Raw genomic sequence first — 26,234 nt, 5'->3', positions numbered from 1 at the left:
GATTCTTCATGTCAGTGAGGCGATGATAGAAAGGTCTGGTGGGGAGGGTATTGACGGAAACTGCTGAAGATTTGTTCAGGCCTGCCGGATTCACGCCAAGCGTGAACTTCTGCGGACGGCGGCCGGGGTGAGGTCACGGTGCTTTTTCAGCGCATGGGTGAGGGCACTCTGATCGGCATAGCCGACCCGATGAGCGATTTCGGTGATCGACAGCGCGGTCTCGCAAAGCAGCTCGATGGCTCTGTTCAGGCGCAAGCTCGCAATGTGCGCGAAAGGTGTGGTCTTCAAGTGCTGATCGAACAACACGTAGAGGCGCCGTTCGCTGGTTCCGGCCACCCGCGCGATGTCCGTGGCGGTGAGCGCGCTGTCCAGGTTGCTTTCGATACAGGCCAGGGCCCGGGCGAGCGTGAACTGGCTGTGATCGGGGATGTTTCTGGAGGGCAGCGTCAGAGAGGACAACAGCAACGTGCTCCAGGATTCGGCCACCTGAGGCGAGCTGATCAGCATCGGCGCGCTACGGGCGGCGTAATCGAGCAAATGGCGGATTTCCGGGCGCACCGGGAAGAAGAGTTTGTCGACCAGCAGTCTGCTCGACAAATCGATATTCTGCTGCTCGCCGAAAGGCGCCGCTGGCACGTCGAGCACCAAAAAGGTATTAGCCTTCTGCGCCAGAAACGCATGACGCGCACCGGCGGGAATCACCACTCCCTGGCTCCAGTCGACTTTGCCGCCCTGGCCGTCAACCTCGATGTCCATGGCGCCGGACTGCGGTAGCACGACTTGATGGAAGTCGTGATCATGCAGCTCGACCTGACCCGTATACGAACGCAGGGCCAGTGAAACCGATGGGCTATCGTTGCTGCTCATTACGCCTCTCCGTTGGCTGAAGTTCGCATCATGCCTGAGTCACCGAACTCTGTGCCACCCTCGCAATCGTTCAAGAAAAACGGCCTCTTCATGGGGAAAGGACGGGACGCATCATGCCGTAATGCCTGCGGTTTTTGCCGGCGTGATGTCTAACCGCTGAAAAGCCAAGGCTATCCATTCATCTTGCGCAGCTTTCGTGTTCCTGGTGCATTGTTTCCAGATCGCAAAAGCAAGCGTTTCGTGATCAACAACATTCCCATCGATACTCCCACGCCCAAAACAAACCCCTGCCACCCAAACTGCGGCAGCGCAAGCGCCAACACCAGACAAAACGCCGCAAACGAATACATCCCCGTCGCCGTCGCCCTGAGCAACACCGCAGTAAAAGCAGGCCCGCGAGTCTGCTGGGAAAACACCGCCATCACACTGCCTAGCACCGGGAATACCGCGAGCAACCCGCTCCAGCGTTCGCCGACGGTGCTGGCCAGCAACGTCACAGCCAATGTGAGCAGGGCGCCGGCCATCATGCGCAGCAGCAGTTTGTCGGACTTCGGCGTCGGGCCTGAAACGATAGGTTGCACCGAGGGAAACAGGTACGGAGCGGCCAGTAATGCGGTGGCGGCCGCGATTACCGAGAACACCAGAGACGGCGGGATCAGCGACAGCACACCGGCAGCCAATCCCCAGACCAGCAATGAAATCATCAGTGCCCACGGCCAGCTCAAGCGTTGTGCAACCTGGGCGTAGGTCACGCAGAAGGCAATCATGGCGAACATTGCCGATAACGCTGCCGTCGCCGCCTGAGCGGCGAACATCACGCCTTGCTCGATGGCGAGAAAAAACAGAATTGGCCCGACCACCACCGGCAACCCCGACAGCCAACCGGCCACACTTGGGCCCCAGCGTTTACCGGCCAGGGAAATCATCAACAGAAATCCCGGAATCACCAGCAGTTTGAGCATCAGCACGCACGCGTCTCCATTCGGTGTGAGCCGGCCACGTTAGCATTGCGGGCGATGGATTGCTCAGGACGGTTTCTGAGTCGGGAGGTGTGTTGTCTGGCCGGGCCTCTTCGCGAGCAAGCCCGCTCCCACATTGGAACTGTGCCGATCACAAAATGTATGATCAACCCCGATCAATGTGGGAGCGGGCTTGCTCGCGAAGAACGATTACGCGGTCTCCCGCCCAAACGCCTCGACCAGATAATCGATAAACACCCGGGTCTTGGCCGGCATCAACGTGCGGCTCGGGTAATACAGCGAAATCGGCCCCGCGTCGGCATGCCAGTCCGGTAGCAAGCGCACCAGTTCGCCACGCTCAATATGAGCGGCGACATCCGGCAACACCAGCAGCGTCACACCGAGGCCGAGCAGGGCCGCTTCGCGCATGGCGGCCGGGTCATTGAGCACGATGTTTTCACTCAGCTCGGCGCTTGCTTCATTGCCCGTGCCATCCTGCATGACCCAATGACGCAGCCGCCCAGTGCGCACGCCGCGCATCACAATCCCGTTGTATCGCGCCAGGTCCGCCGGGCTGTCGGGCGATGTGCGTCCGGCCATGTAGGCCGGTGAGACCACTGCCACCACATGCGCCGCTGCCAACGTCCGCGAGACGACCCCGGGCGTCAATTCGAAACCGCCGCCGATGGCCGCGTCATACCCTTCGGCGATCAGGTCCACCTGGCGATTTTCGAAGTGCCATTCGGGGCGAATCAGCGGGTAACGCGCTAGAAATGCCGGTAACAACGGCAATACATGGCCGATGCCAAAAGTCGGCGCCAGGCTGACTTTGAGTATGCCCGCCGGCTCCCCGCGATCACTGGACACCGCACTGATTGCCGCCTGCAACCCTTGCAGATTGCCGCTGATACTCGCCAGAAAACGCTCCCCGGCTTCAGTCAGTGACAACTTGCGGGTCGAACGCTGGAATAGCCGCACACCGATGTTGCGTTCGAGCATCGCCACGTTGCGGCTGACAGCGGCAGGTGTCAGTGCGAGCAGCCGCGCGGCGGCGGAGAAGCTGCCGGTTTCGGCGCTGCGCACGAAAGATTCAAGGTTGGCGAGGGTTTCCATCTCAGACACCTGATAGTAATGCTTGAAGATAATTCAAGTTATTACCGTCTAATCAAGTCGTAATGGCAAGTGCAGTATTCACTCCATCAACCCACCACGGAGTGAACACCATGAGCACAATCGGAATCATCGGCGCCGGCGCCATCGGCACAGCCTTCGCCAAAGCGTTATCCCGTCAGGGCATTGAAATCGTTATCGCCAACAGCCGTGGCCCGCAAACCCTGGCCTCACTGGTAGCAGAACTCGGGCCGACAGCGCGGGCCGGCACCCGTGAAGAAGCGGCTGCACAGCCGATTGTTTTGGTGGCGGTGAATTGGTCGAAGTTACCGACGGCACTGGCCGGGCTGCCAGATTTCGGCGGGCGGATTGTGATCGATGCGAACAATTCGATTGAGGCGCCATCGTTCAAAGCGGTGGATTTGCAGGGACGTCCGTCCAGCGAAGTGTTTGCCGAATGGGTGCCCGGTGCGCGGGTGGTCAAGGCGTTCAATCACCTACAGGCGCATCTGCTTGAGAGCGATCCGAAAGCGGAGGGCGGTCGGCGGGTGCTGTTTCTCTCTGGTGACGATGCCGAGGCCAAGGCCCAGGTGGCTGCGTTGATCGAGCGGTTGGGGTTCTTTGGAATCGATCTGGGCGAACTGAGTGTCGGGGCGCGGCTGGTGCAGTTTCCGGGCGGACCGTTGCCTGCGTTGAATCTGGTGAAATTCGCCTGACACAACGACTATCCCCCTGTAGGAGCTGCCGAAGGCTGCGATCTTTTGATCTTGCTTTTGGGGTTTTTGAGGCCGCAGAAGATCAGGATCAAAAGATCGCAGCCTGCGGCAGCTCACAAGGTTTCACATGTTTCAGTGATGCGGAGGACCCGGTGCGATGTGAATCGCACCGGGTGTTTTGCCAGGCTGCGGCGGTTCTTCGTGGGCCCCCGTGCAGTCTGTTGAACGCTTTATGCCCGTTCGATCGCCAATGCCACGCCCTGACCACCACCGATGCACAGGGTGGCCAGGCCTTTCTTGGCATCACGCTTGATCATTTCATGCAGCAAGGTCACCAGCACCCGGCAACCCGATGCACCGATCGGGTGGCCCAAGGCAATCGCGCCGCCGTTGACGTTGACCTTGTTCAGGTCCCATTCCAGATCTTTGGCCACAGCGAGGGATTGCGCGGCGAAGGCTTCGTTGGCTTCGACCAGGTCCAGTTGACCGATGGACCAACCAGCCTTGTCCAGGCAACGGCGAGTGGCCGACACCGGGCCGATGCCCATGATCGCCGGGTCGACGCCCGCGTTGGCATAAGCGGCGATTTTCGCCAGCACTGGCAGCCCGAGGGCCTTGGCTTTTTCCGCACTCATCAGAATCACCGCCGCGGCGCCGTCGTTCAACGAAGAAGCGTTGCCGGCAGTCACCGAGCCGTCCTTCTTGAAGGCCGCTTTCAGTTTGCCCAGGGAGTCGGCGGTGGTGCCGGCCCGAGGTTGTTCATCGGTGGCGAAGGACAGCGGATCGCCCTTGCGCTGGGGGATCAGGATCGGTGTGATTTCATCGGCAAACCGCCCGGCCTCGATGGCGGCCACGGCTTTCTGCTGCGAGGCGGCAGCGAAGGCGTCCTGTTGCTCACGGGTCAGGTTGTACTTCTCGGCCAGATTCTCGGCGGTGATGCCCATGTGGTAATCGTTGAACGCATCCCACAAACCGTCGCTGATCATCGTGTCGACGATCTGTGCGTGCCCCATGCGCAAACCGGTGCGGGCGCCCGGCATGACGTAGTTGGCCAGGCTCATGTTTTCCTGGCCACCGGCGATGATCACATCGGCATCGCCGCAGCGAATGGCCTGAGCTGCCAGATGCAGCGCTTTCAGGCCCGAGCCGCAGACCTTGTTCAGGGTCATGGCCGGCACGGCGAAGGGCAGGCCGGCCTTGATCGCGGCCTGACGCGCAGGGTTCTGCCCGGCGCCGGCGGTCAATACCTGGCCCATGATCACTTCATCGACCTGCGCCGGGTCCAGACCGGTTTGCGCCAGCAGTTGACGGATCACCGCAGCACCGAGATCAACCGCGGACACATTCGCCAGCGAACCCTGGAAGCTGCCGATGGCAGTGCGGGTGGCGGCAACAATCACGACTTCTTGCATGGAAAAATTCCTCACTGGGCAGCGAACTGCATTTCCGGGACGTGGTCAGGCACGATCAGTTTACCAGCGGTCTTGGCGACGATTTCTTCGACGCTGACGCCCGGCGCGCGCTCTTTGAGAATGAACGCACCGTCCTTGATTTCCAGGTAGGCCAGGTCGGTCAGCACGCGTTTGATGCAACCGGCGCCGGTCAGCGGCAGGCTGCAACGCGACAGCAGTTTCGACTCGCCGTCCTTGGAGGCGTGGGTCATGGTGACAATGATGTTGTCTGCACCGGCCACCAGGTCCATCGCGCCGCCCATGCCCTTGACCAGTTTGCCGGGGATCATCCAGGAGGCGATGTTGCCTTCGACGTCCACTTCAAACGCGCCCAGCACGGTCAGGTCGATGTGGCCGCCGCGAATCATCGCGAACGATTCGGCGGACGAGAAAATCGACGCGCCGATGCGCGCGGTCACGGTTTGCTTGCCGGCGTTGATCATGTCGGCGTCGACTTCGGCGTCGGTCGGAAAGGCGCCCATGCCGAGCAGGCCGTTTTCCGATTGCAGCATGACTTCCATGCCTTCAGGGATGTAGTTGGCGACCAGGGTCGGGATGCCGATGCCGAGGTTCACGTAGTAGCCGTCCTGCATTTCGCGGGCGACGCGTTGAGCCATTTGTTCGCGGGAAAGTGCCATTGTTGTTATTCCTTCATTCGGTCCGGGGGCAGGGGATCACTTACGCACGGTGCGCTGTTCGATGCGCTTCTCGAACGTGCCGCAAATGACCCGGTCGACGTAGATGCCAGGGGTGTGGATCTGCGACGGGTCCAGCTCGCCGGGTTCGACGATTTCTTCGACTTCGACCACGGTGATCTTGCCGGCGGTGGCGGCCAGCGGGTTGAAGTTCTGGGCGGTGTGGCGATAGACCACGTTACCGAAATGGTCGGCTTTCCAGCCTTTGACGATGGCGAAGTCACCGGTGATGGACTCTTCCATCAGGTACTGGCGGCCCTTGAATTCGCGGACTTCCTTGCCGTCAGCCACCGGAGTGCCGACGCCAGTGGCGGTGAAGAACGCCGGGATGCCGGCACCGCCTGCGCGCATTTTCTCGGCGAGGGTGCCTTGAGGGGTCAGGACGACTTCGATTTCGCCGCTCAGCAGTTGCTTCTCGAACAGCGCGTTTTCGCCGACGTAGGAGGCCACTACCTTGCGGATCTGCCGGTCTACCAGCAGCACACCGAGGCCGAAACCGTCGACGCCGCAGTTGTTGGAGACCACGGTGAGATCACGCGTGCCGCGGTGCTGGATCTCGGCGATGAGGTTTTCCGGAATCCCGCACAGGCCGAAGCCACCGGAGATCACGGTCATGCCGTCTTCAAGACCTGCCATCGCTTCCTCGTAGGAATACACGCGCTTGTCGAACCCTGCCATATGCACCTCTTTTATTCTTTGTGGGCGGCTGGCTAGCCGGATGGGGAGGGAGTGTCTCGCTGGATGATTTATTTGTTAAGTTGATTTTTAAGGTTGATTGATAGATAAAACTCACTAATAGGCAGGAGCTGCCGCAGGCTGCGCTCTTTTGATTTTCGGCGCCCTTGAAGGTGCTGAAGATCAAAAGATCGCAGCCTGCGGCAGCTACTACATTGGATGTGCTTACCGTTGGAGACCGTGGCCATGACCGTCAAACAAATCCGCGCATTCCTGGCCGTGGCCCAGAGTTTGAGTTTTGCCGTGGCGTGCGAGCGGCTGCACCTGTCCCAGTCGGCGTTGAGCCTGACCATCAAGGCGCTGGAGGAGGGTTTGGGCGGGCGCCTGTTCACGCGCAATACCCGCAACGTCGCACTGACCGCCGAAGGCGAATCGCTGCTGCCACTGGCCCGTCGATTGATCGCGGACTGGGACAACGCCGAGGATGAACTGCGCCAACGCTTCACCCTCCAGCGCGGTCGCGTGACGCTGGCGGCGATGCCGTCGTTTGCTGGCAACCTGTTGCCGCCGATCCTCAAGACCTTTCGCGCGCGTTATCCCAAGGTCAATGTCACAGTGAATGACGTGATCAACGAGCAGGTGCTGGAAATGGTTCGCGACCGTCAGGTGGAATTAGGTGTGGCGTTTGAACCGACCCAGAGTTCGTCGCTGGAATTTACCCCGTTGTACATCGACCGGTTTGTGGCGGTGGTGCCCCTCGATTCACCGCTGGTGGAGCTGGCCGACATCGATTGGCAGACGTTGCTCAAGGAGCCGTTCATTACCTTGCAGCGACCATCGACGGTGCGGGTGATGCTCGAAGAGCACTTGCAGGCGCGGGGCATGAAGTTGCCGGTGGAATTTGAAAGCCATCAGTTGGCAACGGTCGGGCGGATGGTCGCCAGCGGATTGGGCGTCAGTGCGGTGCCGGCCTTGTGCGCCGGGCAGATGCACGAGCTGGGCGCCCGTTGCATAACCCTGCGCGACCCGGTGGTGGAACGGGCGATCGGGGTGCTGACGACAGGGCATGAACTGTCGGCGGCGGCGCAGGCGCTGTTCGATATTCTCAAAGCCGAAAACCTTGGCGAGCGCCTCTCTATGTACTGATCACAATCACTGTCGGAGCGGGCTTGCTCGCGAAGAGGCCAGCACAGTCAACATCGATGTCGCCTGGCACTACGCCTTCGCGAGCAAGCCCGCTCCCACAGGATCCGGTTTCGTCAGTTGCATCCGGGCAAACCGGCCCTTATTTACGCGCCTCCAGTATCAGGTTGAACGGCGTTTCCGTGGCCCGCCGGAACTGCGTGAACCCCGCTTCGGTGAAGACCTTGCGCAACCGTGCCTCACCCGCTTGGGCGCCGAGCCCGAGGCCGACTTCCTGGGACAGTGAGTTGGGTGTGCAGATAAAGGTCGAGGCGGCGTAGAACAGTCGTCCCACCGGAGTGGTGTTGGCATCGAGCGTGTCGTTGGCGAAAGGCTCTACCAGCAGCACCGAGCCGTCGGGTTTGAGCGATTCATAGGCATGTTTTGCGGCGCCGACCGGGTCACCCATATCGTGCAGGCAGTCGAAGTAGCAGACCAGGTCATAGTCGTCGCCCGGATAGCTTTTGGCGGTGCCCTGGAAGAACCGCGCCCGACCGGACACGCCACCTTCTTCGGCGCGCTGGGTGGCGACGGTGACCGAAGGCGCGTGGTAATCGAAACCGACGAACCGTGAATTCGGAAACGCCTGGGCCATGATCACGGTCGAGGCGCCGTGGCCGCAGCCGATGTCCGCTACCTTGGCGCCGGCTTCCAGTTTGGCGACCACGCCATCAAGAGCCGGCAGCCATTCGCTGACCAGGTGCGCCTTGTACCCAGGGCGGAAAAACCGTTCGGTGCCGCTGAACATGCACGGATGGTGGTCGCCCCAAGGCAGGGCGCCGTTACCGCGCATGGCATTGACCAGTTTGTCCTTGTCATGGAAAAACGATGCAACCACGCCGATACCGCCGGCCACATAGACCGGTGAATCTTCGATCGCCAGCGCCAGGGCTTGCTCTTCGGGCAGGCGGAACTGGCCGTCGCGGTGTTCCATGTAACCGGAAGCGGCGTGGGCGCTGAGCCATTCACGCAGCAGGCGGGTGTTGCAGCCGGTCTTTTCGGCGAGTGCTTCGGGGGTGACTGGCTGACTGTCGGCCATGGCCCGGTACAGGCCGAGCTCTTCGCCGAGGATGACGTTGGCGAGCATCGCCGCGCCACCCATGTCGTTTACCAGTTTGCCCATGAAATCATTGAGCCTGGCCTCGTCCATCATGTGTGCTCCTTCAGCAGGATCAGGGTCCAGAGGCATTGTTTGTCGAGGCATGCACCTTTGGGCGGTGATCGTGGGAATGAACAGGACGATAACGGCGTCCTGGCCCCCCGCGGGGGTAATCAACAAGTCTAGTTCGTGTATCCCACTGTATCTGACTGCCTGTCCGATACAGTGGCCTGAGAAGAGCGGCGTTGGTGAACACACACCCGACACACCGCGGCGCTTGACTGGGCCTGCCGGCCAGCACTGACTTTTCAGACGCTGGAGACCGGATCCCAGGATGAGATCGACACCATGCAGACTCCCCTCACATCAGCGAAGACGAGCGTCGGGCTAGGCTTGCGCCGCGGTTTAATGAAGGACCTTCAAGCAGCCCCGGTGGGCGCTTTCGACTTTCTGGAAGTCGCGCCGGAAAACTGGATCGGCATCGGTGGCGCTCATGGCGCGGCGTTTCGCGCCTTGGCCGAGCGCTATCCGTTGTCCTGTCACGGCTTGTCCTTGTCGTTGGGGGGGCCGGCACCGCTGGACGTCGGGTTTCTGCAGCAGGTGCGGGTTTTCCTCGATCACCACAAGGTGCCGTTGTACAGCGAACACCTGAGCTACTGCAGCGATGACGGGCATCTTTACGATCTGCTGCCGTTGCCGTTTACCGAAGAAGCGGTGCACCACGTCGCCGCCCGAATTCGCCAGTCACAGGACATTCTCGGTCGGCGCCTGGCGGTGGAAAACGTCTCCTACTACGCCGCGCCGCAACAGGACATGGACGAACTGACGTTCACCAACGCAGTGCTGCGCGAAGCCGATTGCGACCTGCTGCTGGACGTCAACAATGTCTACGTCAACTCGATCAATCACGGCTTCGATCCGCAGGCGTTTCTGGCCGGCATCGACGCGGGGAGGGTGGTTGCCATGCATGTGGCGGGGCACTTTGATGAGTCCGACACGCTGAAGATCGACACCCATGGCGCCTCGGTCAAACCGGTGGTCTGGTCGCTGCTGGCCGAGGCGTATGCGCGGTTCGGTGTGCAACCGACGCTGCTGGAACGGGATTTCAACTTTCCGGTGTTCTCTGAATTGGTGAGCGAATTACAGACCATTCGCCACTTGCAAGGTGAGGGGTGAACCGTGGATAAACCGACGCTGTATCAGCACCAAGAGACATTGACCCGCTACCTGCGCGACCCCGACCACTGTGCGCCGCCCGACGGGATGGACGTGGCACGGGCGCAGGTTTATCGCGACCTGGTGTTTTCGAATCTGTCGTCGTTGCTCAGCGGAACTTTTCCAGTGCTGGTGAAGGTGCTTGGCGATGATCATTGGCGTGCATTGGTGCGGATCTTCCTGAGGGACTATCGCGCTCAAACGCCAAAATTCGGCGAGATCGCCCAGGAGTTTGTCGAGTTTCTGGCCTCTGAGCCGCTGGCGCTGAGCGATGGACCGTGGCCGCCATTCATGGTTGAGCTGGCGCATTACGAGTGGGTCGAGATGGCGCTGCAACAATCCGACGCCGAGCCATTGCCGGCCAGCGATGCCGGGTTGCTGCTGGATCGACCGTTGCAGGTTTCGCCGCTGGCCTGGCCATTGGCGTATGCCTGGCCGGTGCAGTTGGTGGGGCCGGATTACCGGCCGGACTCGCCGCCGGCTCAGCCGACGTTGCTGTTGGTTCGTCGGGGCGAGGACTGGGGTGTACGGTTTTCCGAACTGAGCCCGTTGGCGTGGCGGTTGTTGCAGCGGATCGAAGCGTTTCCTCAGCTCAATGGCCGAGCGCAGCTGGAAGGATTGGCGGTGGAGGCGGAGATGGTTGGATCGCCGGAGTTTATCGACAGCGGATTGGCGTTGTTGCAGCAGATGCATGATGAAGGGGTGATCGGCATGGCGGCCTGACCGCACACAATCCCCCAAACACCACACATCCAATGTGGGAGCGGGCTTGCTCGCGAAGGCGGTGTGTCAGTCGACATAGATGCTGAATGGGATGGCCTCTTCGCGAGCAAGCCCGCTCCCACATTGGATGTGTGGTGTTTATTGGGGCTTTGGCAACTTGAGTTCCGCACACAAACCACCACCGTCACGATTGCTCAAGGTCAGCGAGCCGCCAATCGCGATGGCCAACTGCTGGGCAATCGCCAACCCCAAACCGGTCCCTCCCGTACTGCGATTGCGCGAATTCTCCACGCGGTAGAACGGTTCCATCACCTGTGCCAATTGCTCTTCGGCAATCCCCGGCCCACGGTCCATCACTTTCACCGACAAGCTGCCATCGGCCTGCGTTTCCACCCACAGCTCTGCGGTGCCGGCGAATTTCAGTGCGTTGTCTATCAGGTTCACCAGCACTCGTCGCAAGGCATGCGGCCGGGTGTTGATCACGGCTGCGCTTTTGCCGTCGAGCTGCACGTCTTTGCCCATGTCCTGATAGTCGAACACCAGGCTGTCGAGGAACGAATCCAGATCGGTGCGACGACTCTCCTCGGTGGCACCATGAATGCTGCGGGCATAGGCCACGCCTTCGCGCACCAGGTGTTCCATCTCGCCGAGGTCGTTCCACAGTTTGTCTTTCTCGCTGGAGTCATCCATGAACTCGGCGCGCAGTTTCATGCGGGTGATCGGGGTTTGCAGGTCGTGGGAAATCGCCGCCAACAGTTGCATGCGTTCCTTGAGATAAGCCGCAATGCGCGCCTGCATCGCATTGAAGGCCCGCGCAGCGTAGGCGACTTCGGTCGGGCCTTTTTCGTCCAGGTGTACGGCGTGGGTGTTGGGGTCGAGGGTTTCCACCGCTTGGGCGAGGTGGGTGAGCGGGCGAATGGCGATTCTCACGGCCAGCCAGGTGCAGGTAATCATCAGCGCCAGTTGCCCCAGCAACACCGCCGGTAACCACGGCGACAACGGCACCATCGACGGTCGCACGTCGATAGTGACAGGGCTGCCGTCCTTCAGTCTCAGGTGGGCCTGGAAGTGTTTTTTCGGGCCGGGGATGTCGGTGAAGGTCAGCGGGTAATCATGGCCGATGGCGTCCTGAATCGAGGTCGCTGCAATCGGCACTTCGCGGGCTGCCATCGGCGTGCCCGGCGAGCCTTCATTCAACAGATAGTTGTAGTTGGCGCGTTCCAGACGCGGTAGCCAGTTCGGGCGTTCGTCGGCGGGCAAACGGTCGAGGATGGCCAGGGAGGTCGAGACATCGGTTTCCAGATTGCCCAGCATCGTATTTTTCGCACTTTCGTAACGCTCGTAGTACTGAGCGCCAAAGGACAGCACCTGGGCGAGGATCAGGCCGATCAGGAAAATCAGCGACAGCCGCGAAGCCAGCGTGCGGGGCCAGTGCAGCGCAAGGTTCATGACGGCGCACCGAGCACTTCCACCGGCAGGGAAAACACATAGCCTTCACTGCGCACGGTCTTGATGTAGGCCGGTTCCCGGGCATCGTCCAGCAGACGCTGACGCAGGCGGCTCACCAGCAAGTCGATGGAGCGGTCAAACAGGTCGGCGTCGCGGCCCTGGGTCAGGTTGAGCAATTGGTCGCGATTGAGCACCCGCTGAGGATGATCGAGGAACACCCGCAGCAAGCGATATTCCGCGCCGCTGAGGGCGACCATGGTGCCGTCCTGATCCAGCAGATGCCGGGCCGAGGTGTCCAGGCGCCAGCGACCGAACGCCAGCAGGCGACCGCTTTCGGTGATCACCAGGTTCGGCGGCAGCATCCGCGTGCGTCGTAGCACGGCGTTGATGCGGGCGAGCAATTCACGAGCGGCGAACGGTTTGACCAGGTAATCGTCGGCGCCCATTTCCAGGCCGATGATGCGGTCGGTTTCATCGTTGCGAGCGGTGAGCATCAGCACCGGCGTGGCCTTGTGTTTGCCCGCGCGCAACTCGCGGCAGAGGACCAGGCCATCGTCGCCCGGCATCATGATGTCGAGCACGATCAGGTCCACCGGCGTGGACTCCAGAAACGAGCGCATCTGCCGTCCATCCGCCACCACGGTGGTGCGCAGGCCGTTCTTCTTCAGATAGTTGCCTACCAGTTCCCGGATCTCGCGGTCATCGTCCACGATGAGAATGTGATCGACGTGTTCCATGGTGACCAAGCCTCTTGAATGGGAGTTGTCGCGCAGTCTATCGAGCCTTGGCCCGCTCGCCTGCCGTCGATTGTATTGCAGTGTATCTGGCGTATCAGCAGATACACGGGGACGCAAAAACAGCCGGTTTCAGGGCAATGCTGTTCATTTAAGCGCGACTCTTCGTGGCGAGCGAGCTTGCTCGCGTCGGGCTGCGCAGCGGCCCCAAAAAATCTGACAACCCTTGCCGATTATTGTGAGTGCTACGCACTCAAGCGGGAGCAAGCTCCCTCGCCACAGGTTTCTCACGGACTCAAGACAGCATTGCAATTTCAGGGGGGTTGTATCGCTGTGTATCGCAAGCAGGCGCGGATACACAGCGATTTATCCGCGCCTGTTCTCGACACAGACGGGATACCTCGCGGGTTTCAAATAGGTTCCATCGAGGCAAACCCAACCGCCTCGGCTCAATCAACGATTGACCTATTGAAGCCTTGAGGAAATCACCATGAACACCAAAGCCGTGTACGCCGCCTGCCTGTTTGCCGCCCTGAACATCTGCACTTTGTCGGCCCGCGCCGAAGCCGATGTCACCCCTCAAACCTACACCTACGGCACGCACCTGGACATCCAGAAAGTACTGTCGATGAAACAGGACGCCACCCCTGCCTGCGGGATTGTGAATGCGCGGATGACCTACCTGGATTCCCAAGGAAAAACCCGGGTCCTGGATTACAGCAAACTCGCTGACGGCTGCAACGAAGGCAGCTGAATCCTTCGACGACCCATTGCCCATTCCCTTTGAAACAGGAAGAACATCATGAACAACATCACCCGCTTTTTCACCGCCATCGTTTTCTCCGTAGCTGGTGCCGCCGCCCATGCCAACGCTGCGGTAGAACAGAGCAGCTGTGGCAGCAGCACCTGCTTCCAACTGACTCCGCTGCTGACTGAGGATGGTTCCAGCCGCACACCGCAAGGGCAACTGGTTGCAGAGAACGGCTACAGCCGGACGCCACAGGGCCAGCAGCTAGAGGCCTGAAGCCCGCACAGTTCTGTCAATTTCCGCCGTTCCAGTATGGGAGCGGGCTTGCTCGCGAAGAGGCCAGTACATTCAACATTGATGTCGACTGACACTGCGCCTTCGCGAGCAAGCCCGCTCCCACATTGGAACGGCGGTGTATCCCCCTTCGTATTCTCAAGGTGATCCCCATGTTCCTCATCGCATTCCTGGGCGGTATTTTGACCGTCCTCAGCCCCTGCATCCTCCCGGTCGTGCCGTTTCTGTTTGCCGGGGTTAAACGCACGCGTTCTTCGATCCTGCTCACCCTCGGCGGCATGGCCCTGACCTTCGCACTGATCTCCAGCCTGGCCGTGGTCAGCAGCGATTGGGTAGTGCAAGCCAACAACACCGGCCGCCATGTGGCGCTGATTGTGATGGTTCTGTTTGCGCTGTCGCTGATCTCCGCCCGCATCGGTGGCTGGCTGGCGCGCCCGTTCGTGCTGTTGGGCAATCGCCTTGATCCCAACACTCGCAAAATGTCTGGCCCGTTAGGCTCGGTAATGATCGGCGTCGCCACGGGGCTGCTCTGGGCACCGTGTGCCGGGCCGATCCTCGGGGTGATCCTCACCGGCGCCATGCTGCAAGGCGCCAGCGCTCACACTAGTCTTTTGCTGGTGGCGTACGGCCTGGGCAGCGCGTTGTCCCTGGGCACTTTGATCTTCGCCGGTCGCGGCCTGGTCAATCGCTTGAAACCGTCGATTCCGCTCACCGGTTGGCTGCGTCGCGGCACGGGGGCTGCGGTGTTGGTTGCTGCAGCAGTCATCTCCACGGGGGCCGACAACAAATTGCTCGCCAGCACCTCATCCGAAGGCGTCACCACGGTTGAACAACACGTGCTGGAAACCGTACCGAAAGTGGTCGATTACTTCGTTAGCAAGGTCAAGGCCGACTCGACCGTGGACGCGGCCAAAGGCGCGATGCCGTCACTCTCTGGCGCGGTCGAGTGGCTCAACTCGCCAGCGCTGAGCAACGATTCCGTGCGCGGCAAAGTGGTGCTGGTGGACTTCTGGACCTACGACTGCATCAACTGCCAGCACACCTTGCCCTACGTGAAGGACTGGGCGAAGAAATACGAGAAGGACGGCCTGGTCGTGATCGGCGTGCACACCCCTGAATACGGTTACGAACGCATCATCGACAACGTCCGCGATCAGGTGAAAAAACTCGGCATCACCTACCCGGTGGCGATCGACAACAACTACGCGATCTGGCGCGCCTTCGACAACCAGTACTGGCCCGCTCACTACCTGATCGATGCCAAGGGCCAGGTGCGTTACACCCACTTCGGCGAGGGACGGTACGAGACTCAGGAACAGATGATTCGGCAATTGCTGGAAGAGGCCAAGACGCCTGCCGCTTAACCCGTTTTAGGCGACGCAAGCCAATCTGTTAATGGCGCGTTACAGATAGGCGACCATGCATCGGAGAATGCCCTGTTTCGTGAATTCTCCGGACGATCGGCAGGACGCCGGCGTATCCGGAAGCGATAGTTTGTGGACGACGGGATCATTGCCGACCCTGTCATCACCCACAAGAAAAGGAACTTGCCATGCCTAAATACATTATTGAACGCGAGCTTCCGGGTGCCGGCGGACTGCCGCAACAAGAACTCAAAGCGATCTCGCAAAAGTCCTGCGATGTGTTGCGCGAGATGGGGCCAGAGGTGCAGTGGCTGGAGAGTTACATCACTGGCGACAAGATTTACTGCGTGTACATCGCGCCGAACGAGGGACTCATCAGGGAGCACGCCCAAAAGGGTGAATTTCCCATTACCAGCGTTTCCCGGGTCATGAACATCATCGATCCCACCACGGCGGAGTGAGTCGGGACGCGTTCCAATCCGCAACGGAGCAGACTCCATGAGTACCCCCATTGACCTCACTGCCCTGAAAAATCGTCAAATGACCACATGGGCCAGCGGCGACTACGCCGTGATCGGTACCACCTTACAAATCGTCGGCGAACAACTGGCCGAAGCTTGCGACTTGCTCTGTGATGAGCAGGTACTGGACGTCGCCGCCGGCAACGGTAATGCAACGCTCGCCGCCGCGCGCCGGGGCTGCAAGGTCACGTCCACTGACTATGTGGCCAAGTTGCTTGAACGCGGCGAAGACCGCGCGCGGGCGGAACACCTGGACGTGACCTTTCAGGTGGCCGATGCCGAGGACTTGCCGTTCGAGGACGCCAGTTTCGATGCCGTGCTTTCGACCTTTGGTGTGATGTTTACGCCGGATCAAGCCAAGGCCGCCGCGGAACTGGCGCGGGTGTGTCGCCCGGGAGGCCGGATCGGCCTTGCCAACTGGACGCCTGAAGGCTTCATCGGCCAGATGTTCAAGACCCTGGGTCGCCACATGCCGCCACCGCCAGGCGCGCAACCGCCTTCGAACTGGGGCACCGAAGCCTGGTTGAACTCGCACTTCGACCAGCGCGATTTCCAGCTCCAGGTGACACGGCGGTTATTCAACTTTCGTTATCGCTCGGCCGCGCACTGGATCGACACCTTCCGAACCTGGTATGGCCCGGTTCACAAAGCCTTTGCGACCCTGCCACCCGAAGGGGGCATCGCCCTGGAAAACGACATGACCGAACTGCTCAATCGCCTGAACCGGGCGGGGGAGCGGTCGCTGGTGGTGCCCAGTGAATACCTGGAGGTGGTGATTACACGGCGTTGAAACGACAACATAAATCCCCTGTGGGAGCGGGCTTGCTCGCGAAGGCGGACATTCAGTCAACATCACTGTTGAATGTAAGGTCCTCTTCGCGAGCAAGCCCGCTCCCACAGGGGTATGTGCAGAATTGACTACCTGACCAGCCCGATCACTCATCCAGCCGCTCGGTGTACACAACCCACACACTGCACGGCATTTTGTACAGCAGATGCTCCACGGTGCTGCCGATCAACCGGCCCATGCCGCGATGGCCGACCCGGCCCATGACAATCACGTCGACGTCATAGGTATCGGCATAGCGGGTCAACACTTTGGTCGGGCTGCCCATGATCATGTGCCGTTGCTCCGGCGCGATGCCGTTGCGCGCGGCCAATTCGTTAAAGGCATCCTCCTGAAAGTCGAACAGGGTCTTGGCCTTGTCCGAAGCGAAAAAAGCCGAACCGTTCTCGAAGCTGAACTCGTCCGAACTGATAGACGAAAGGTCATAGGCGTAGACCACGTCGAGCTCGGCATTGCAGGCACTCGCCAGTTTTGACGCTTCGTGCAGAATCCGGTCATTGAAGCTTTTGTAGTGATCATCACGATGGAAGGGGTCCACCGCTGCAACGATCTTGCGCGGTAACGCATGCTTGGCATGGCTGACGAAGTGCAGCGGCACCGGGCATTCGCGCAGCAAATGCACGTCGAGGGGGGTAAACACCAGCCGCGACAGCCGCGATTGATGTTCCAGCGCCTTGATCAGCACGTCCATCGGCTGCTCTTTGAGGTGAGTCAGGATTTCCTCCAGCGGATTTTCGACCCAAGTCACCTCCGTGGTGACGTGCACACCGATCTTGCGCAAGGGGCGAGCCTGTTCCTCAAGCCACTGGCGGTGACGCTCGACATAGCCCAGACGCATCTGCTCCAGGGCCTTTTCGTTGACCAAGCCGGCGGTCGCCAGGCCCTCCAGATAGTCGAAAGCCACGATATGCAGGGCCGCATCTTCGGCTTTGGCCAGCGCTGCGGCCCGGTCGAAGGCCGGGCTGTGTTCCATCAGGGGCGAGGCGACCAGCATGAAACGAGCTTGACCAGACATGACAAACCTCCCGTGGGTAAACGAGCAGACGACGGTCCCCCTGGGCTGACATGGGAGAGCGACAGTGCGCTCGACGTGTGGTCATTCGATAGCCATTCAATCCTCTAAGTATTGACCATGATCAACCTCTCGTCCGCAAGCGCATCTGCGGAACGGAGCGATGAAAGGGATCCGCGGTGTGCATGCAATGGGTGTCACGCCGAAGTTCTAATGTGGGAGCGGGCTTGCTCGCGAAGACGGCCGTTCAGTCGATAAAGATGTCGCCTGACATTCCGCCTTCGCGAGCAAGCCCGCTCCCACAGGGATTTGTGGTGTTTTCTTTATCTAGACAACCTTCGCGCCCCGTACCTCCAGCAGCTCCCGTAACACGGAACGGTGGCAGTGGGCCTCGTCCTCGCAATAACACCCTACCGCCAGGGACGTTTGATGGGAGAGGGCGGCCAGCAGGTCGAGCAGTTGACTGGGCGCGGGATGGTTCATCTCGGCCTTGAACTTGCGCTTGAAAGCATCCCAGGCTTTGGCATCTTCCGCCGCTTTGGCTTCGGCCACCAACTCGGGGCTGGGGGACAGCAGCGGTTGCCACACGTCGTAAAAATCCCGGCTGGCAAATTCGGCCTTCGGTACACCACGGGGCGGGCGGCGTACCGTGCCCAGGCGCAGCCCTTCATTCGCGGTGCGGGGGGAGCCGAGTTGGACGATGTGGATGGGCATGATCGCGTGCCTATTTGAGCCGCGAGCTGTCGAACCACTCCAGCGCCGTGCGCCAGAAGCAGATGCCCAGAAAGTAGGCCGACATCAGCAGCCACAAACCCATCACCAGCGGATTGATGACCGGGTGGTTGACCACCAGCGACAAGCTGCACAGCAGCCAGATGGCCGTCACGGCAATATTGATCGGCATGAACCGGCGCACGCGGAACGGGTGCAGGAATTTCATTCGGGTCACGGTCAACAGCGCCAGGCCGATGACGGTGAGCAGGGTGATCCACGGCGATGGGTCGATGATGTACAGGCATAGCGCAACCACGTTCCACGCGGCGGGGAAGCCCTGGAAGTAGTTGTCTTTACTCTTCATGTTGACGTTGCAGAAACAAAACAGTGACGACACCAGAATCAGCGACACGGTCAGCAGCAGGGTGTAGTCCGGCAACGGGATGTAACGGTAGATGAACAGTGCCGGGATAAACACGTACGTCAGGTAGTCGATCACCAGGTCGAGGATCGATCCGTCGAAACTCGGTAGCACCGACTGCACATTGACCTTGCGTGCCAGCGCGCCGTCCAGACCGTCGACGATCAGCGCCACGCCCAGCCACAGCAGGCAATTGGTCGGCTGATTCTCCAACAAGGCGAGGGTCGCGAGGAAGGCTGTGACCACGCCAGTGGCGGTAAAACCATGGGCGCCCCATGCTTTTAGCCTGGCAATGTGTACAGTGGATATCACGGGGGCGTTCTCCAGAAAGTGAAGCAAGCCAGTTATCACCCTCTTGTTGAGGGCGTCGGCAAACCGGGTCGGGTTGCAGGTATCGACCGGATTTTCGGGAATAAGGTTCACCACCTATGAATCTTAGCCGCCGCGCAAAAAAATACCCCGGAAATATCCGGGGCAAGAATTAAAGCGCTGTACGCCTGTGCCCGACCGATGTCGGGACGGACACGTCAGCTCATCGAGGGGTGGAACACGCGCAGCCGATGGTTATCCGGGTCGAGCGCGACGAAGGTGCGACCGAAGTCGAGTTCTGTCGGCGGTTGGGCCATGGTCAGCCCGAGCGCGCTCCAATCGGCAAACAGTGCATCGACCTGCTCGGCGGACTCCACCGGGAACGCCAGCTCGGTCCCGCCGCCCGTCGCTTGGGCTGCCGGTTCGGCGGTATGCTGTGACCAGAGCCCCAGTTTGTAGCCGCCCTCCAGGACAAACAGCGCGAAGGTTGGCGACTCTTCCACGGGCTTGCGCTCCAGCAGAAACTCATAGAACCGCGCACTGACAGCGGGGTTTTCCACGAAAAGCAAAATAAAACGGGGAGTGATCATAGGGCTGCTCCATTCAAGGTGGGCGCAGCATAAAAGGAGGCAGTGTCAGTTTCTGTCAGGAGTGTGAAGGGCGAGGGCAGCACCCATGACGTCAGCCAGACGAAGTTGGCGGAATGTCGGGCGAGGACTATCGTTGCCTGACTGAGTTTCTGCCCATTAATGAGGACGTCGTCATGAACACCAGCGATTTGCTTGAGCAACTACTGCGGGCCGGCCGGGGCTCGCAGTCGCAACAAAGTGGTGGGGCGTCAGCTCAAGGAGGTTTGGGTGATCTTGGCGGGTTGCTGGGTGGTCTGTTAGGGCGTGGCGGGGGTGCTGGTGCGGGCGGCGCAGGTTTAGGTGGTTTGCTCGGTGGTCTGCTGGGCGGCGGATCACCCATGGGCGGTTCGACGCAAACGCGCTCGGGCGGCACCAACTACGCGGCGTTGGCTTCTTTGGGAATGATGGCGTTCCAGGCATATCAGGCCTGGCAACGGAGCCAGGCCTCGGCACCGCAACAGGCGCCGCGCACCGTTGATTTGTTGTCGGGCCCGGAAATCGAAGACCACAGCCACGCCATCCTTCGTGCCCTGATCGCCGCCGCCAAGGCCGATGGCCGCATCGATGATGCCGAGAAACAAATGATCAGCACCGAAATCGGCCGCCACACCGACGATCCGCAACTACAACAATGGCTCGATGACGAAGTCGCCCGGCCGCTGGATGCCGCCGATGTGGCGCAGTCCGCCCAGGACCCGGGCATGGCTGCCGAGATGTACCTGGCCAGCGTGATGTTGGTGGACGATCAGCAGGACGCCGAACGCAATTATCTGGATGAATTGGCTGCTGCGTTGAAGATCGATCCCGACTTGCAGGTACACCTGGAGCAGCAGGCCAAGGGCGGCGTGGCCTGAACATTTCCCGTGTAGGAGGTGGCGTACCTCAGAGGTGCATGCGGTCGGCGTAGGAGCTGGCGAAGCCTGCGATCTTTTGATTTTCAGCGACTTCGGAAAAGCCAAAGATCAAAAGATCGCAGCCTGCGGCAGCGCCTACGGAAATTGTGTGCATCCGTTAATCATGCGGTGGGGGATTTCGGCAGCAGAAACGTAACGCCGAAGCCTTCAGATATCTCCAGTATCCGAGGCAGGTCTTCAGGCACTTTGAGCTGATCCAGCGCCGCAAAGAACTGACCGCCACGCGGATCGGAAACCACGCCGATGATTTTTGCGGTGGGGCTGATGTTCTTGTAAGCATGGATCGACCCCGCGGGGATGTGCACGTAGCCTCCGGTCGAGAGCGTGGTGGATTGACCCGCGACGGTCACTTCGACCTGCCCGTCGATGACATAGAACGCTTCGTCCCAAGGGTGAAAGTGCAGCGGTGGCCCGCCACCCTGCACACCTTCCTGGATATGCACTTCAAAGGGTTTGGTCAGATCGCCGCCGGCAAGAATAGTGATTGTCTCTCCAACAACTTTGGCCGGCGCGGGCGTTTTCCCGGCTTCGATGACGTGAACCGTTCGCATGATTTGCTCTCCGAGGCATGAATCCCCCATCCGCTGAGTATATTCACTGCACCGCGAGCCAGTGCCGCAGCGCTGGCCCGTCTGTCCGGGCAATTCCAATGGTGATGGAATTTTCTACCGGGCCTGTCGCTCTGCTGATGTAGAACCTGCCCACTCAGCGTTCGGCAACGAGCATCAGCCATGAACAAGAACCTGGACGATTACAACCGCATGCGCGATTTCTCGGCGACCTCGGAACCGGCTGCCGTCAAACGCTCGGGCAAAAAAACGGCGAAGGACCATGCGTTGCAGTACTGCATTCAGAAGCATGACGCCTCGCACCTGCACTATGACTTTCGCCTGGAACTCGACGGCGCGCTGAAAAGTTGGGCCGTGCCCAAAGGGCCGTCGCTGGACCCCAAAATCAAGCGCCTGGCCATCCATGTCGAAGATCATCCGCTGGAATATGCCACGTTCGAGGGCACCATTCCCGAAGGGCATTACGGCGCCGGCGATGTGATCGTCTGGGATCGTGGGGTGTGGATTCCCCAAGACGATCCGGCCAAGGCGTACACCAAGGGCCGGCTGAAATTCGAGCTGAAAGGAGAAAAGCTCGGTGGCCTGTGGAACCTCGTGCGCACGCACATGCCGGGCAAACAGGAGCAGTGGTTTCTGATCAAGCATCAGGACAGCGCCGCCAGGCCCGACAGCGAATACGACGTGGTTGCCGCCGAGCCGGACAGCGTGCTCAGCGATCGCACCATTCTGGAAAAAAAGCACGGCGCTGAAAAAACCAAACCGATCAAAAACGCCCCGGCCAAGGCGCGTAAGGAAAAGTCGGCACAACTGACGGGCGCACGCAAAGCCAGGCTGCCGGAGCTGCTCAAACCCGAACTGGCAACGCTGGTCGAATCCGCGCCGAGCGGCGAATGGAGCTATGAGATCAAGTTCGACGGCTACCGGGTCATGGCGCGCATCGACCACGATGAGGTCAAACTCTTCACCCGCAATGGTCACGACTGGACCCATAAATTACCCGGGCAAGCCGAGGCACTGGCAGCGCTTGGCCTGGAATCGGCCTGGCTCGACGGCGAAATGGTGGTGGCCAACGAGCAGGGCGTTCCGGATTTCCAGGCACTGCAAAACGCGTTCGACTCCGGCAGTAGCGCCAGCATCGTTTACTACCTGTTCGATTTGCCCTACCTCAATGGCGTGGACCTGCGTGAAGTACCCGTCGAGGAGCGCAGGGCGGCACTGGCGACTGTACTCAAACTCAATGAAAACCCGCTCTTGCGATTCTCCGACGCCTTCGACGAATCCCCGGAGGCCTTGCTCAACAGTGCCTGCGAAATGCAGATGGAAGGGCTGATCGGCAAGCGCCTGGGGTCGCCTTACGTGTCCCGGCGCACCCGTGACTGGATCAAACTCAAGTGCAAGCACCGGCAGGAATTCGTCGTGGTCGGCTTCACCGACCCCAAAGGCGCGCGCAGTGCTTTTGGCGCGTTGTTGCTGGGGTTGCACGACCGCGACAGCGGTGAATTGCGTTATGCCGGCAAGGTTGGCACCGGGTTCAACGAGGCGACTCTCAAGCGCATTTACGAACAATTGAAACCGCTGCAGACGAAAAAGCCGTCGGTAGTCAATCCGCCCAGCGGTTTCGAAGCCAAAGGCGTGCATTGGCTCAAGCCCACACTGCTGGCGGAAGTGGCTTTCGCTGAAATGACCAAAGACGGCTCGGTGCGCCACGCCGTGTTCCATGGTTTGCGCGATGACAAGCCTGCCAAAGAAATCACCGAGGAGTTGCCGACAACCGTGAACACATCAGCCTCGAAAACTGCCGCAGCAAAATCCGCAGCGAAGAACAAATCCGCCGCCGAGAAACCTGACGCCGCCGACCCGAAAACTGCCCAGTCGACTGTCGCGCCGTCGCAGATTGGCCTGCCCAGCGGCAAGGTGCGCATCACGCACCCGGACCGGGTGATCGACGCCAGCAGTGGCACGACCAAGATGCAACTGGCGCAGTACTACGCCAGCGTCGCCGAATGGATACTGCCGCAACTCAAGGACCGGCCGGTGGCGCTGGTGCGCGCGCCGGACGGCATCGCCGGCGAACTGTTCTTTCAGAAGAACGCCGAACGCCTGGCCATTCCGGGGATTGTTACCCTGGACAAGGAACTGACGGGCCAACCGGTGATGATCATCAACAACGCCAAAGCGCTGATCGGCGCGGTGCAGATGAGCACGGTGGAACTGCACACGTGGAATGCCACGTCAGTCGATCTGGATAAACCCGATCGCTTCGTCCTCGATCTCGACCCGGATCCGGCGTTGCCCTGGAAAAGCATGATCGAAGCGACTCAGCTAACCCTCACGGTGCTGGATGAACTGGGGCTCAAGGCGTTTCTCAAAACCAGCGGCGGCAAGGGGATTCACCTGATCGTACCGCTGACCCGAAAACACGGCTGGGACGAGGTCAAGGACTTCAGCCACGCGATCGTCAGCCACATGGCCAAATTACTGCCGGACCGCTTTTCTGCGGTGTCCGGACCGAAAAACCGTATCGGGCGTATCTTCATCGACTACCTGCGCAACGGTCTGGGCGCCACCACCATTTGCGTGTACGCCGTGCGCACCCGTGAAGGGCTGCCGGTGTCGGTGCCGATCTTTCGCGAGGAGGTGGCCGAGCTCAAGGGTGGCAATCAATGGAACGTGCACAACGTGCATGAACGTCTGGCCGACATCGGTGACGAACCCTGGGCCGACCTGAAGAAAACCCGACAGACGATAACTGCCGACATGCGGCGGCGGGTCGGGATGAAAAAATAGTGAATCAGAAGGAAGGCGGCGAGGGCACTCGCCGCCTCGACGACTATTGCTTGCCGACTGCGGCAGCCAGCAGCGGCGCCGCCTGTTCATCGGTCAATGCGGCGTGGACTTCCATGCTCATGAGGTCGCTCCATTCCAGCACCCACTTCTGAATCGACACCGGATCACTGGCCTCTGCAATGCCAAAACCACTCGAGCCACCGACGGCATGCCAGCGCCCCAGCATCTTGACGTCTGCGGGTGGCGCGCCACCGGTCTTGAGAAAACGTTCGATTGCGCTGTTACGATTTTGCGGACTGATGGACCAACGGACGATGAATAACATCTGCCACCTCCTGCTACGGATTGGCACCTTTATCTTCGCGCACCTGGCTGGCGCCGGGGCCACGGCCACGTTTGTGTTTCCAGTTCCATCCTGGCTGGCCTGAAACGCTTGCTCCCATGTCAAGGCATAGCAGTGGCCCGCATTTCGCGTACGACCGCTGATCCTCTTTCAGGACATTTGAAACGAACATATCGAGATAACAGCGAGAACAATCAGGCATCACGCAACAAGTCGTTGGCATTGAGCAGCTCGTAGGCAATCTCCGGGCGCTTCTCCAGCCCTCGACGAATCGCCGCCGGAATCGACTGACGGGTTTTGCGGCACAGGCCCGGCAGTTCGCCGAGGGTGATGTTGATGCCGCGCATGGTGCGCACTTCATTGAAGCCCGGGACGATCTCGACGCGCAGACCCAATTGCTCGTACATCCGGCGTTGCAGACGCTCCAGATCGCCGAGGCTCTGGAGATTCTCCAGGCGCTCGACCAAGCGCTTTTCCTCCGATCGGGTCAGGCTCAGGATGCGCAGATCCGCGCCGGGGGTTTCCAGCAACGGCTCACGCTCGCAGATGCAGGCTCCGGGTGGGCAGGGTTGGCGGATCGGAAGAGAGGTCGTCATGGGGTTCAATCATAGAGCGCTATGATCGGGTTTGCCCATGGGGTTGTTGTGCCGTTGAGCGCGATGTCTACATTCCTCTGCCGATCGCTTCTTCGAAAAGCATCGACGAGTCGAATGTAAACGCTGCTCAGCACTAAAGTGACTTGTGATGGTCAATTAATCCCGCGCGAACCGACCGGATCCGCATCGACATTTTGATCAAGGACAGTGAAAGCATGCTCGCCGCACTATAATCACCAACCGCCTCCACCAGGTTCCGTGAATCGGGACTCGCCGTACGTTTACCCCTCAATCCAATTCGAAGATTTAAAGCATGCACCTACGCAAAATTGCAGTTGGGCTGTCGGCCCTTGTTTTGCTCTCGACCGGGGCGCAAGCCCGCAGTCTGCTGGATCTCATCAAGCCGCCCACCCAGCATCAGGAGCAAGTATCCCGCTCGGGCTCGATCAGCCAGAACGCGGCCCTGGGCCTCTATTCGAACAAACAGAAACAGGCATCGTTTGACGGCTGCGCAGAGCTGTTCCCGGCTGCGAAACCGATCAACACGGCCACTGTGCCTGCAACCATGAAACCCCTGGCCCTGTGTTCCGACAACTTTGCGGTGCTGTACTCGCAAACCAGCAAGACGCCGTTGGTAGTCGTCGAACGCCTTAATGCCGCGCAGCTGCAGGATGCCAAAGGCGAGGAGCGCACCAACCAGTTCTACCCGGACCCACGCATCCCCAAGAGTGGGCGGGCAGAGTTGAGCGACTACCGGAGCCAACATCCGGCCGTGGACCGCGGTCATCAAGCCCCGGCAGCCGATGCTCCGAATCCCAATGCAATGGCTCAATCCTTTGCACTGTCGAACATGGTGCCGCAGGACCCAACCAATAATCGGAAGATCTGGAGTAAGGTCGAGTCCGATGTCAGAAAGTTTGCCAAGCGAGCCGATGGCAATGTTTTTGTCTTTACCGGCCCGCTCTTTGATTCAGGCCACACCACTGTCGGCGACAACAAGGTCTGGGTGCCGACCCGCCTGTTCAAGCTGGTTTACGACGCATCGTCCAAGCGTGCCTGGGCCTACATACTGCCCAACGCTGAAACTCGTATCGAGCGACCGATGGACTATGACGCTTTCGTGAAGAGTACCGGGCTCAAATTGCTGGGGAATCTACCGGTCACAGGTTCCGTAGGGCGCTCTTGATGGCTTGATGAGTTGCACCCCAAAGGCTGGAGGCAACCGATGGGGTGTTTCATTCACGGATAAATAGCGGCGGTTCAAAAGTAGGTCCACTTGAGAGTACATTGT

The 26,234-nt window shown here is 60.2% G+C and carries 28 protein-coding genes; 12 read left to right on the top strand and 16 right to left on the bottom strand.

Annotation, left to right across the window (positions count from 1 at the left end; all coding sequences use genetic code 11):
- Positions 1-90 precede the first annotated feature (90 nt).
- From PMI36_RS10730 to PMI36_RS10740, 3 genes are all read right to left on the bottom strand, one after another.
- Positions 91-867 (bottom strand): helix-turn-helix domain-containing protein, encoded by a 777-nt coding sequence (locus PMI36_RS10730; RefSeq protein WP_008073238.1) that lies wholly within the window; start codon positions 865-867, stop codon positions 91-93.
- Positions 868-1,037: 170 nt separating this feature from the next.
- Complete coding sequence (locus PMI36_RS10735; protein ID WP_008073232.1) at positions 1,038-1,835, bottom strand: hypothetical protein; 798 nt, start codon at positions 1,833-1,835, stop codon at positions 1,038-1,040.
- A 201-nt stretch (positions 1,836-2,036) separates the two neighbouring features.
- Complete coding sequence (locus tag PMI36_RS10740) at positions 2,037-2,939, bottom strand: LysR family transcriptional regulator (RefSeq protein ID WP_008073230.1); 903 nt, start codon at positions 2,937-2,939, stop codon at positions 2,037-2,039.
- A 110-nt stretch (positions 2,940-3,049) separates the two neighbouring features.
- On the opposite strand from PMI36_RS10740, the gene PMI36_RS10745 reads away from it, so the two are divergent.
- A complete protein-coding gene (locus PMI36_RS10745; protein ID WP_008073229.1) occupies positions 3,050-3,652 on the top strand; it encodes an NADPH-dependent F420 reductase in 603 nt (200 codons plus the stop codon).
- 230 nt (positions 3,653-3,882) lie between these two features.
- Here the strand turns inward: PMI36_RS10745 and PMI36_RS10750 are convergent, their stop codons facing one another.
- Genes PMI36_RS10750 through PMI36_RS10760 form a run of 3 tightly spaced genes read right to left on the bottom strand, consistent with a single transcriptional unit; the run spans position 3,883 to position 6,476 of the window.
- The gene (locus PMI36_RS10750; protein WP_008073228.1) at positions 3,883-5,064 is read right to left on the bottom strand and encodes an acetyl-CoA C-acetyltransferase; all 1,182 of its coding nucleotides are present in this window, start codon (positions 5,062-5,064) and stop codon (positions 3,883-3,885) included.
- An 11-nt stretch (positions 5,065-5,075) separates the two neighbouring features.
- Positions 5,076-5,741: a CoA transferase subunit B gene (locus tag PMI36_RS10755; protein ID WP_007896015.1), complete on the bottom strand. Its 666-nt coding sequence runs from the start codon at positions 5,739-5,741 to the stop codon at positions 5,076-5,078.
- A gap of 36 nt (positions 5,742-5,777) precedes the next feature.
- On the bottom strand, positions 5,778-6,476 hold the full coding sequence (locus tag PMI36_RS10760) for a CoA transferase subunit A (RefSeq protein ID WP_007896014.1): 699 nt from the start codon (positions 6,474-6,476) through the stop codon (positions 5,778-5,780).
- Between the two features lie 243 nt (positions 6,477-6,719).
- Here PMI36_RS10760 and PMI36_RS10765 point away from each other — a divergent pair, with 243 nt between their 5' ends.
- Positions 6,720-7,619: a LysR family transcriptional regulator gene (locus tag PMI36_RS10765; protein WP_008073227.1), complete on the top strand. Its 900-nt coding sequence runs from the start codon at positions 6,720-6,722 to the stop codon at positions 7,617-7,619.
- A gap of 139 nt (positions 7,620-7,758) precedes the next feature.
- Here the strand turns inward: PMI36_RS10765 and PMI36_RS10770 are convergent, their stop codons facing one another.
- Positions 7,759-8,805, bottom strand: a complete 1,047-nt coding sequence (locus tag PMI36_RS10770; protein ID WP_032830528.1) for a class I SAM-dependent methyltransferase — start codon at positions 8,803-8,805, stop codon at positions 7,759-7,761.
- 297 nt (positions 8,806-9,102) lie between these two features.
- Between PMI36_RS10770 and PMI36_RS10775 the strand changes: the two genes are divergently transcribed.
- A complete protein-coding gene (locus tag PMI36_RS10775; protein WP_008073218.1) occupies positions 9,103-9,930 on the top strand; it encodes an HvfB family MNIO-type RiPP peptide maturase in 828 nt (275 codons plus the stop codon).
- A 3-nt stretch (positions 9,931-9,933) separates the two neighbouring features.
- Positions 9,934-10,692, top strand: coding sequence for an HvfC family RiPP maturation protein (locus PMI36_RS10780; RefSeq protein WP_008073217.1), 759 nt, complete (start codon positions 9,934-9,936; stop codon positions 10,690-10,692).
- Positions 10,693-10,830: 138 nt separating this feature from the next.
- Here PMI36_RS10780 and PMI36_RS10785 read toward each other — a convergent pair whose 3' ends face one another.
- The gene (locus PMI36_RS10785; RefSeq protein WP_008073216.1) at positions 10,831-12,141 is read right to left on the bottom strand and encodes an ATP-binding protein; all 1,311 of its coding nucleotides are present in this window, start codon (positions 12,139-12,141) and stop codon (positions 10,831-10,833) included.
- Positions 12,138-12,878, bottom strand: a complete 741-nt coding sequence (locus PMI36_RS10790; protein ID WP_008011892.1) for a response regulator — start codon at positions 12,876-12,878, stop codon at positions 12,138-12,140. Before PMI36_RS10790 ends, PMI36_RS10785 begins: the two co-directional genes overlap by 4 nt.
- Before the next feature lie 487 nt (positions 12,879-13,365).
- Here PMI36_RS10790 and PMI36_RS10795 point away from each other — a divergent pair, with 487 nt between their 5' ends.
- The 5 genes from PMI36_RS10795 (at position 13,366) to PMI36_RS10815 (ending at position 16,592) form a co-directional block, all read left to right on the top strand.
- Positions 13,366-13,629: a DUF2790 domain-containing protein gene (locus PMI36_RS10795; protein WP_008073215.1), complete on the top strand. Its 264-nt coding sequence runs from the start codon at positions 13,366-13,368 to the stop codon at positions 13,627-13,629.
- Positions 13,630-13,677: 48 nt separating this feature from the next.
- The gene (locus tag PMI36_RS10800) at positions 13,678-13,899 is read left to right on the top strand and encodes a hypothetical protein (protein WP_008073214.1); all 222 of its coding nucleotides are present in this window, start codon (positions 13,678-13,680) and stop codon (positions 13,897-13,899) included.
- A gap of 170 nt (positions 13,900-14,069) precedes the next feature.
- Positions 14,070-15,281: a cytochrome c biogenesis protein DipZ gene (locus tag PMI36_RS10805; protein WP_008073213.1), complete on the top strand. Its 1,212-nt coding sequence runs from the start codon at positions 14,070-14,072 to the stop codon at positions 15,279-15,281.
- Between the two features lie 188 nt (positions 15,282-15,469).
- The gene (locus PMI36_RS10810) at positions 15,470-15,742 is read left to right on the top strand and encodes a DUF4242 domain-containing protein (protein WP_007896003.1); all 273 of its coding nucleotides are present in this window, start codon (positions 15,470-15,472) and stop codon (positions 15,740-15,742) included.
- A 37-nt stretch (positions 15,743-15,779) separates the two neighbouring features.
- A complete protein-coding gene (locus tag PMI36_RS10815; protein WP_008073212.1) occupies positions 15,780-16,592 on the top strand; it encodes a class I SAM-dependent methyltransferase in 813 nt (270 codons plus the stop codon).
- Between the two features lie 145 nt (positions 16,593-16,737).
- On the opposite strand, the gene PMI36_RS10820 is transcribed toward PMI36_RS10815, so the two are convergent.
- The 4 genes from PMI36_RS10820 to PMI36_RS10835 form a co-directional block, all read right to left on the bottom strand.
- Positions 16,738-17,664, bottom strand: a complete 927-nt coding sequence (locus tag PMI36_RS10820) for a universal stress protein (RefSeq protein WP_008073210.1) — start codon at positions 17,662-17,664, stop codon at positions 16,738-16,740.
- 324 nt (positions 17,665-17,988) lie between these two features.
- Positions 17,989-18,375, bottom strand: a complete 387-nt coding sequence (locus tag PMI36_RS10825) for a DUF488 domain-containing protein (RefSeq protein WP_008073208.1) — start codon at positions 18,373-18,375, stop codon at positions 17,989-17,991.
- A 10-nt stretch (positions 18,376-18,385) separates the two neighbouring features.
- Positions 18,386-19,108, bottom strand: a complete 723-nt coding sequence (gene pcsA, locus PMI36_RS10830; RefSeq protein ID WP_032830527.1) for a phosphatidylcholine synthase — start codon at positions 19,106-19,108, stop codon at positions 18,386-18,388.
- A 215-nt stretch (positions 19,109-19,323) separates the two neighbouring features.
- Complete coding sequence (locus tag PMI36_RS10835) at positions 19,324-19,695, bottom strand: VOC family protein (RefSeq protein WP_008073204.1); 372 nt, start codon at positions 19,693-19,695, stop codon at positions 19,324-19,326.
- A gap of 113 nt (positions 19,696-19,808) precedes the next feature.
- On the opposite strand from PMI36_RS10835, the gene PMI36_RS10840 reads away from it, so the two are divergent.
- Positions 19,809-20,588, top strand: a complete 780-nt coding sequence (locus PMI36_RS10840; protein WP_032830524.1) for a tellurite resistance TerB family protein — start codon at positions 19,809-19,811, stop codon at positions 20,586-20,588.
- 161 nt (positions 20,589-20,749) lie between these two features.
- Here PMI36_RS10840 and PMI36_RS10845 read toward each other — a convergent pair whose 3' ends face one another.
- Positions 20,750-21,199: a cupin domain-containing protein gene (locus PMI36_RS10845; protein ID WP_008073201.1), complete on the bottom strand. Its 450-nt coding sequence runs from the start codon at positions 21,197-21,199 to the stop codon at positions 20,750-20,752.
- A gap of 180 nt (positions 21,200-21,379) precedes the next feature.
- Here PMI36_RS10845 and ligD point away from each other — a divergent pair, with 180 nt between their 5' ends.
- Positions 21,380-24,004 (top strand): DNA ligase D, encoded by a 2,625-nt coding sequence (gene ligD, locus PMI36_RS10850; RefSeq protein ID WP_008073199.1) that lies wholly within the window; start codon positions 21,380-21,382, stop codon positions 24,002-24,004.
- 43 nt (positions 24,005-24,047) lie between these two features.
- Here ligD and PMI36_RS10855 read toward each other — a convergent pair whose 3' ends face one another.
- Positions 24,048-24,329, bottom strand: coding sequence for a DUF3303 domain-containing protein (locus PMI36_RS10855; protein ID WP_008073197.1), 282 nt, complete (start codon positions 24,327-24,329; stop codon positions 24,048-24,050).
- 212 nt (positions 24,330-24,541) lie between these two features.
- A complete protein-coding gene (locus PMI36_RS10860; RefSeq protein ID WP_008073195.1) occupies positions 24,542-24,943 on the bottom strand; it encodes a hypothetical protein in 402 nt (133 codons plus the stop codon).
- Positions 24,944-25,256: 313 nt separating this feature from the next.
- Here PMI36_RS10860 and PMI36_RS10865 point away from each other — a divergent pair, with 313 nt between their 5' ends.
- Positions 25,257-26,129, top strand: coding sequence for a DNA/RNA non-specific endonuclease (locus tag PMI36_RS10865; protein WP_008073192.1), 873 nt, complete (start codon positions 25,257-25,259; stop codon positions 26,127-26,129).
- The last annotated feature ends 105 nt before the right edge of the window (positions 26,130-26,234 follow it).

Origin of the sequence: Pseudomonas sp. GM79, from assembly GCF_000282495.1 — a bacterium.
GTDB lineage: Bacteria > Pseudomonadota > Gammaproteobacteria > Pseudomonadales > Pseudomonadaceae > Aquipseudomonas.
Note: the sequence above shows the minus strand (reverse complement) of the source record. Positions and strands in the feature narration are given on the sequence as shown.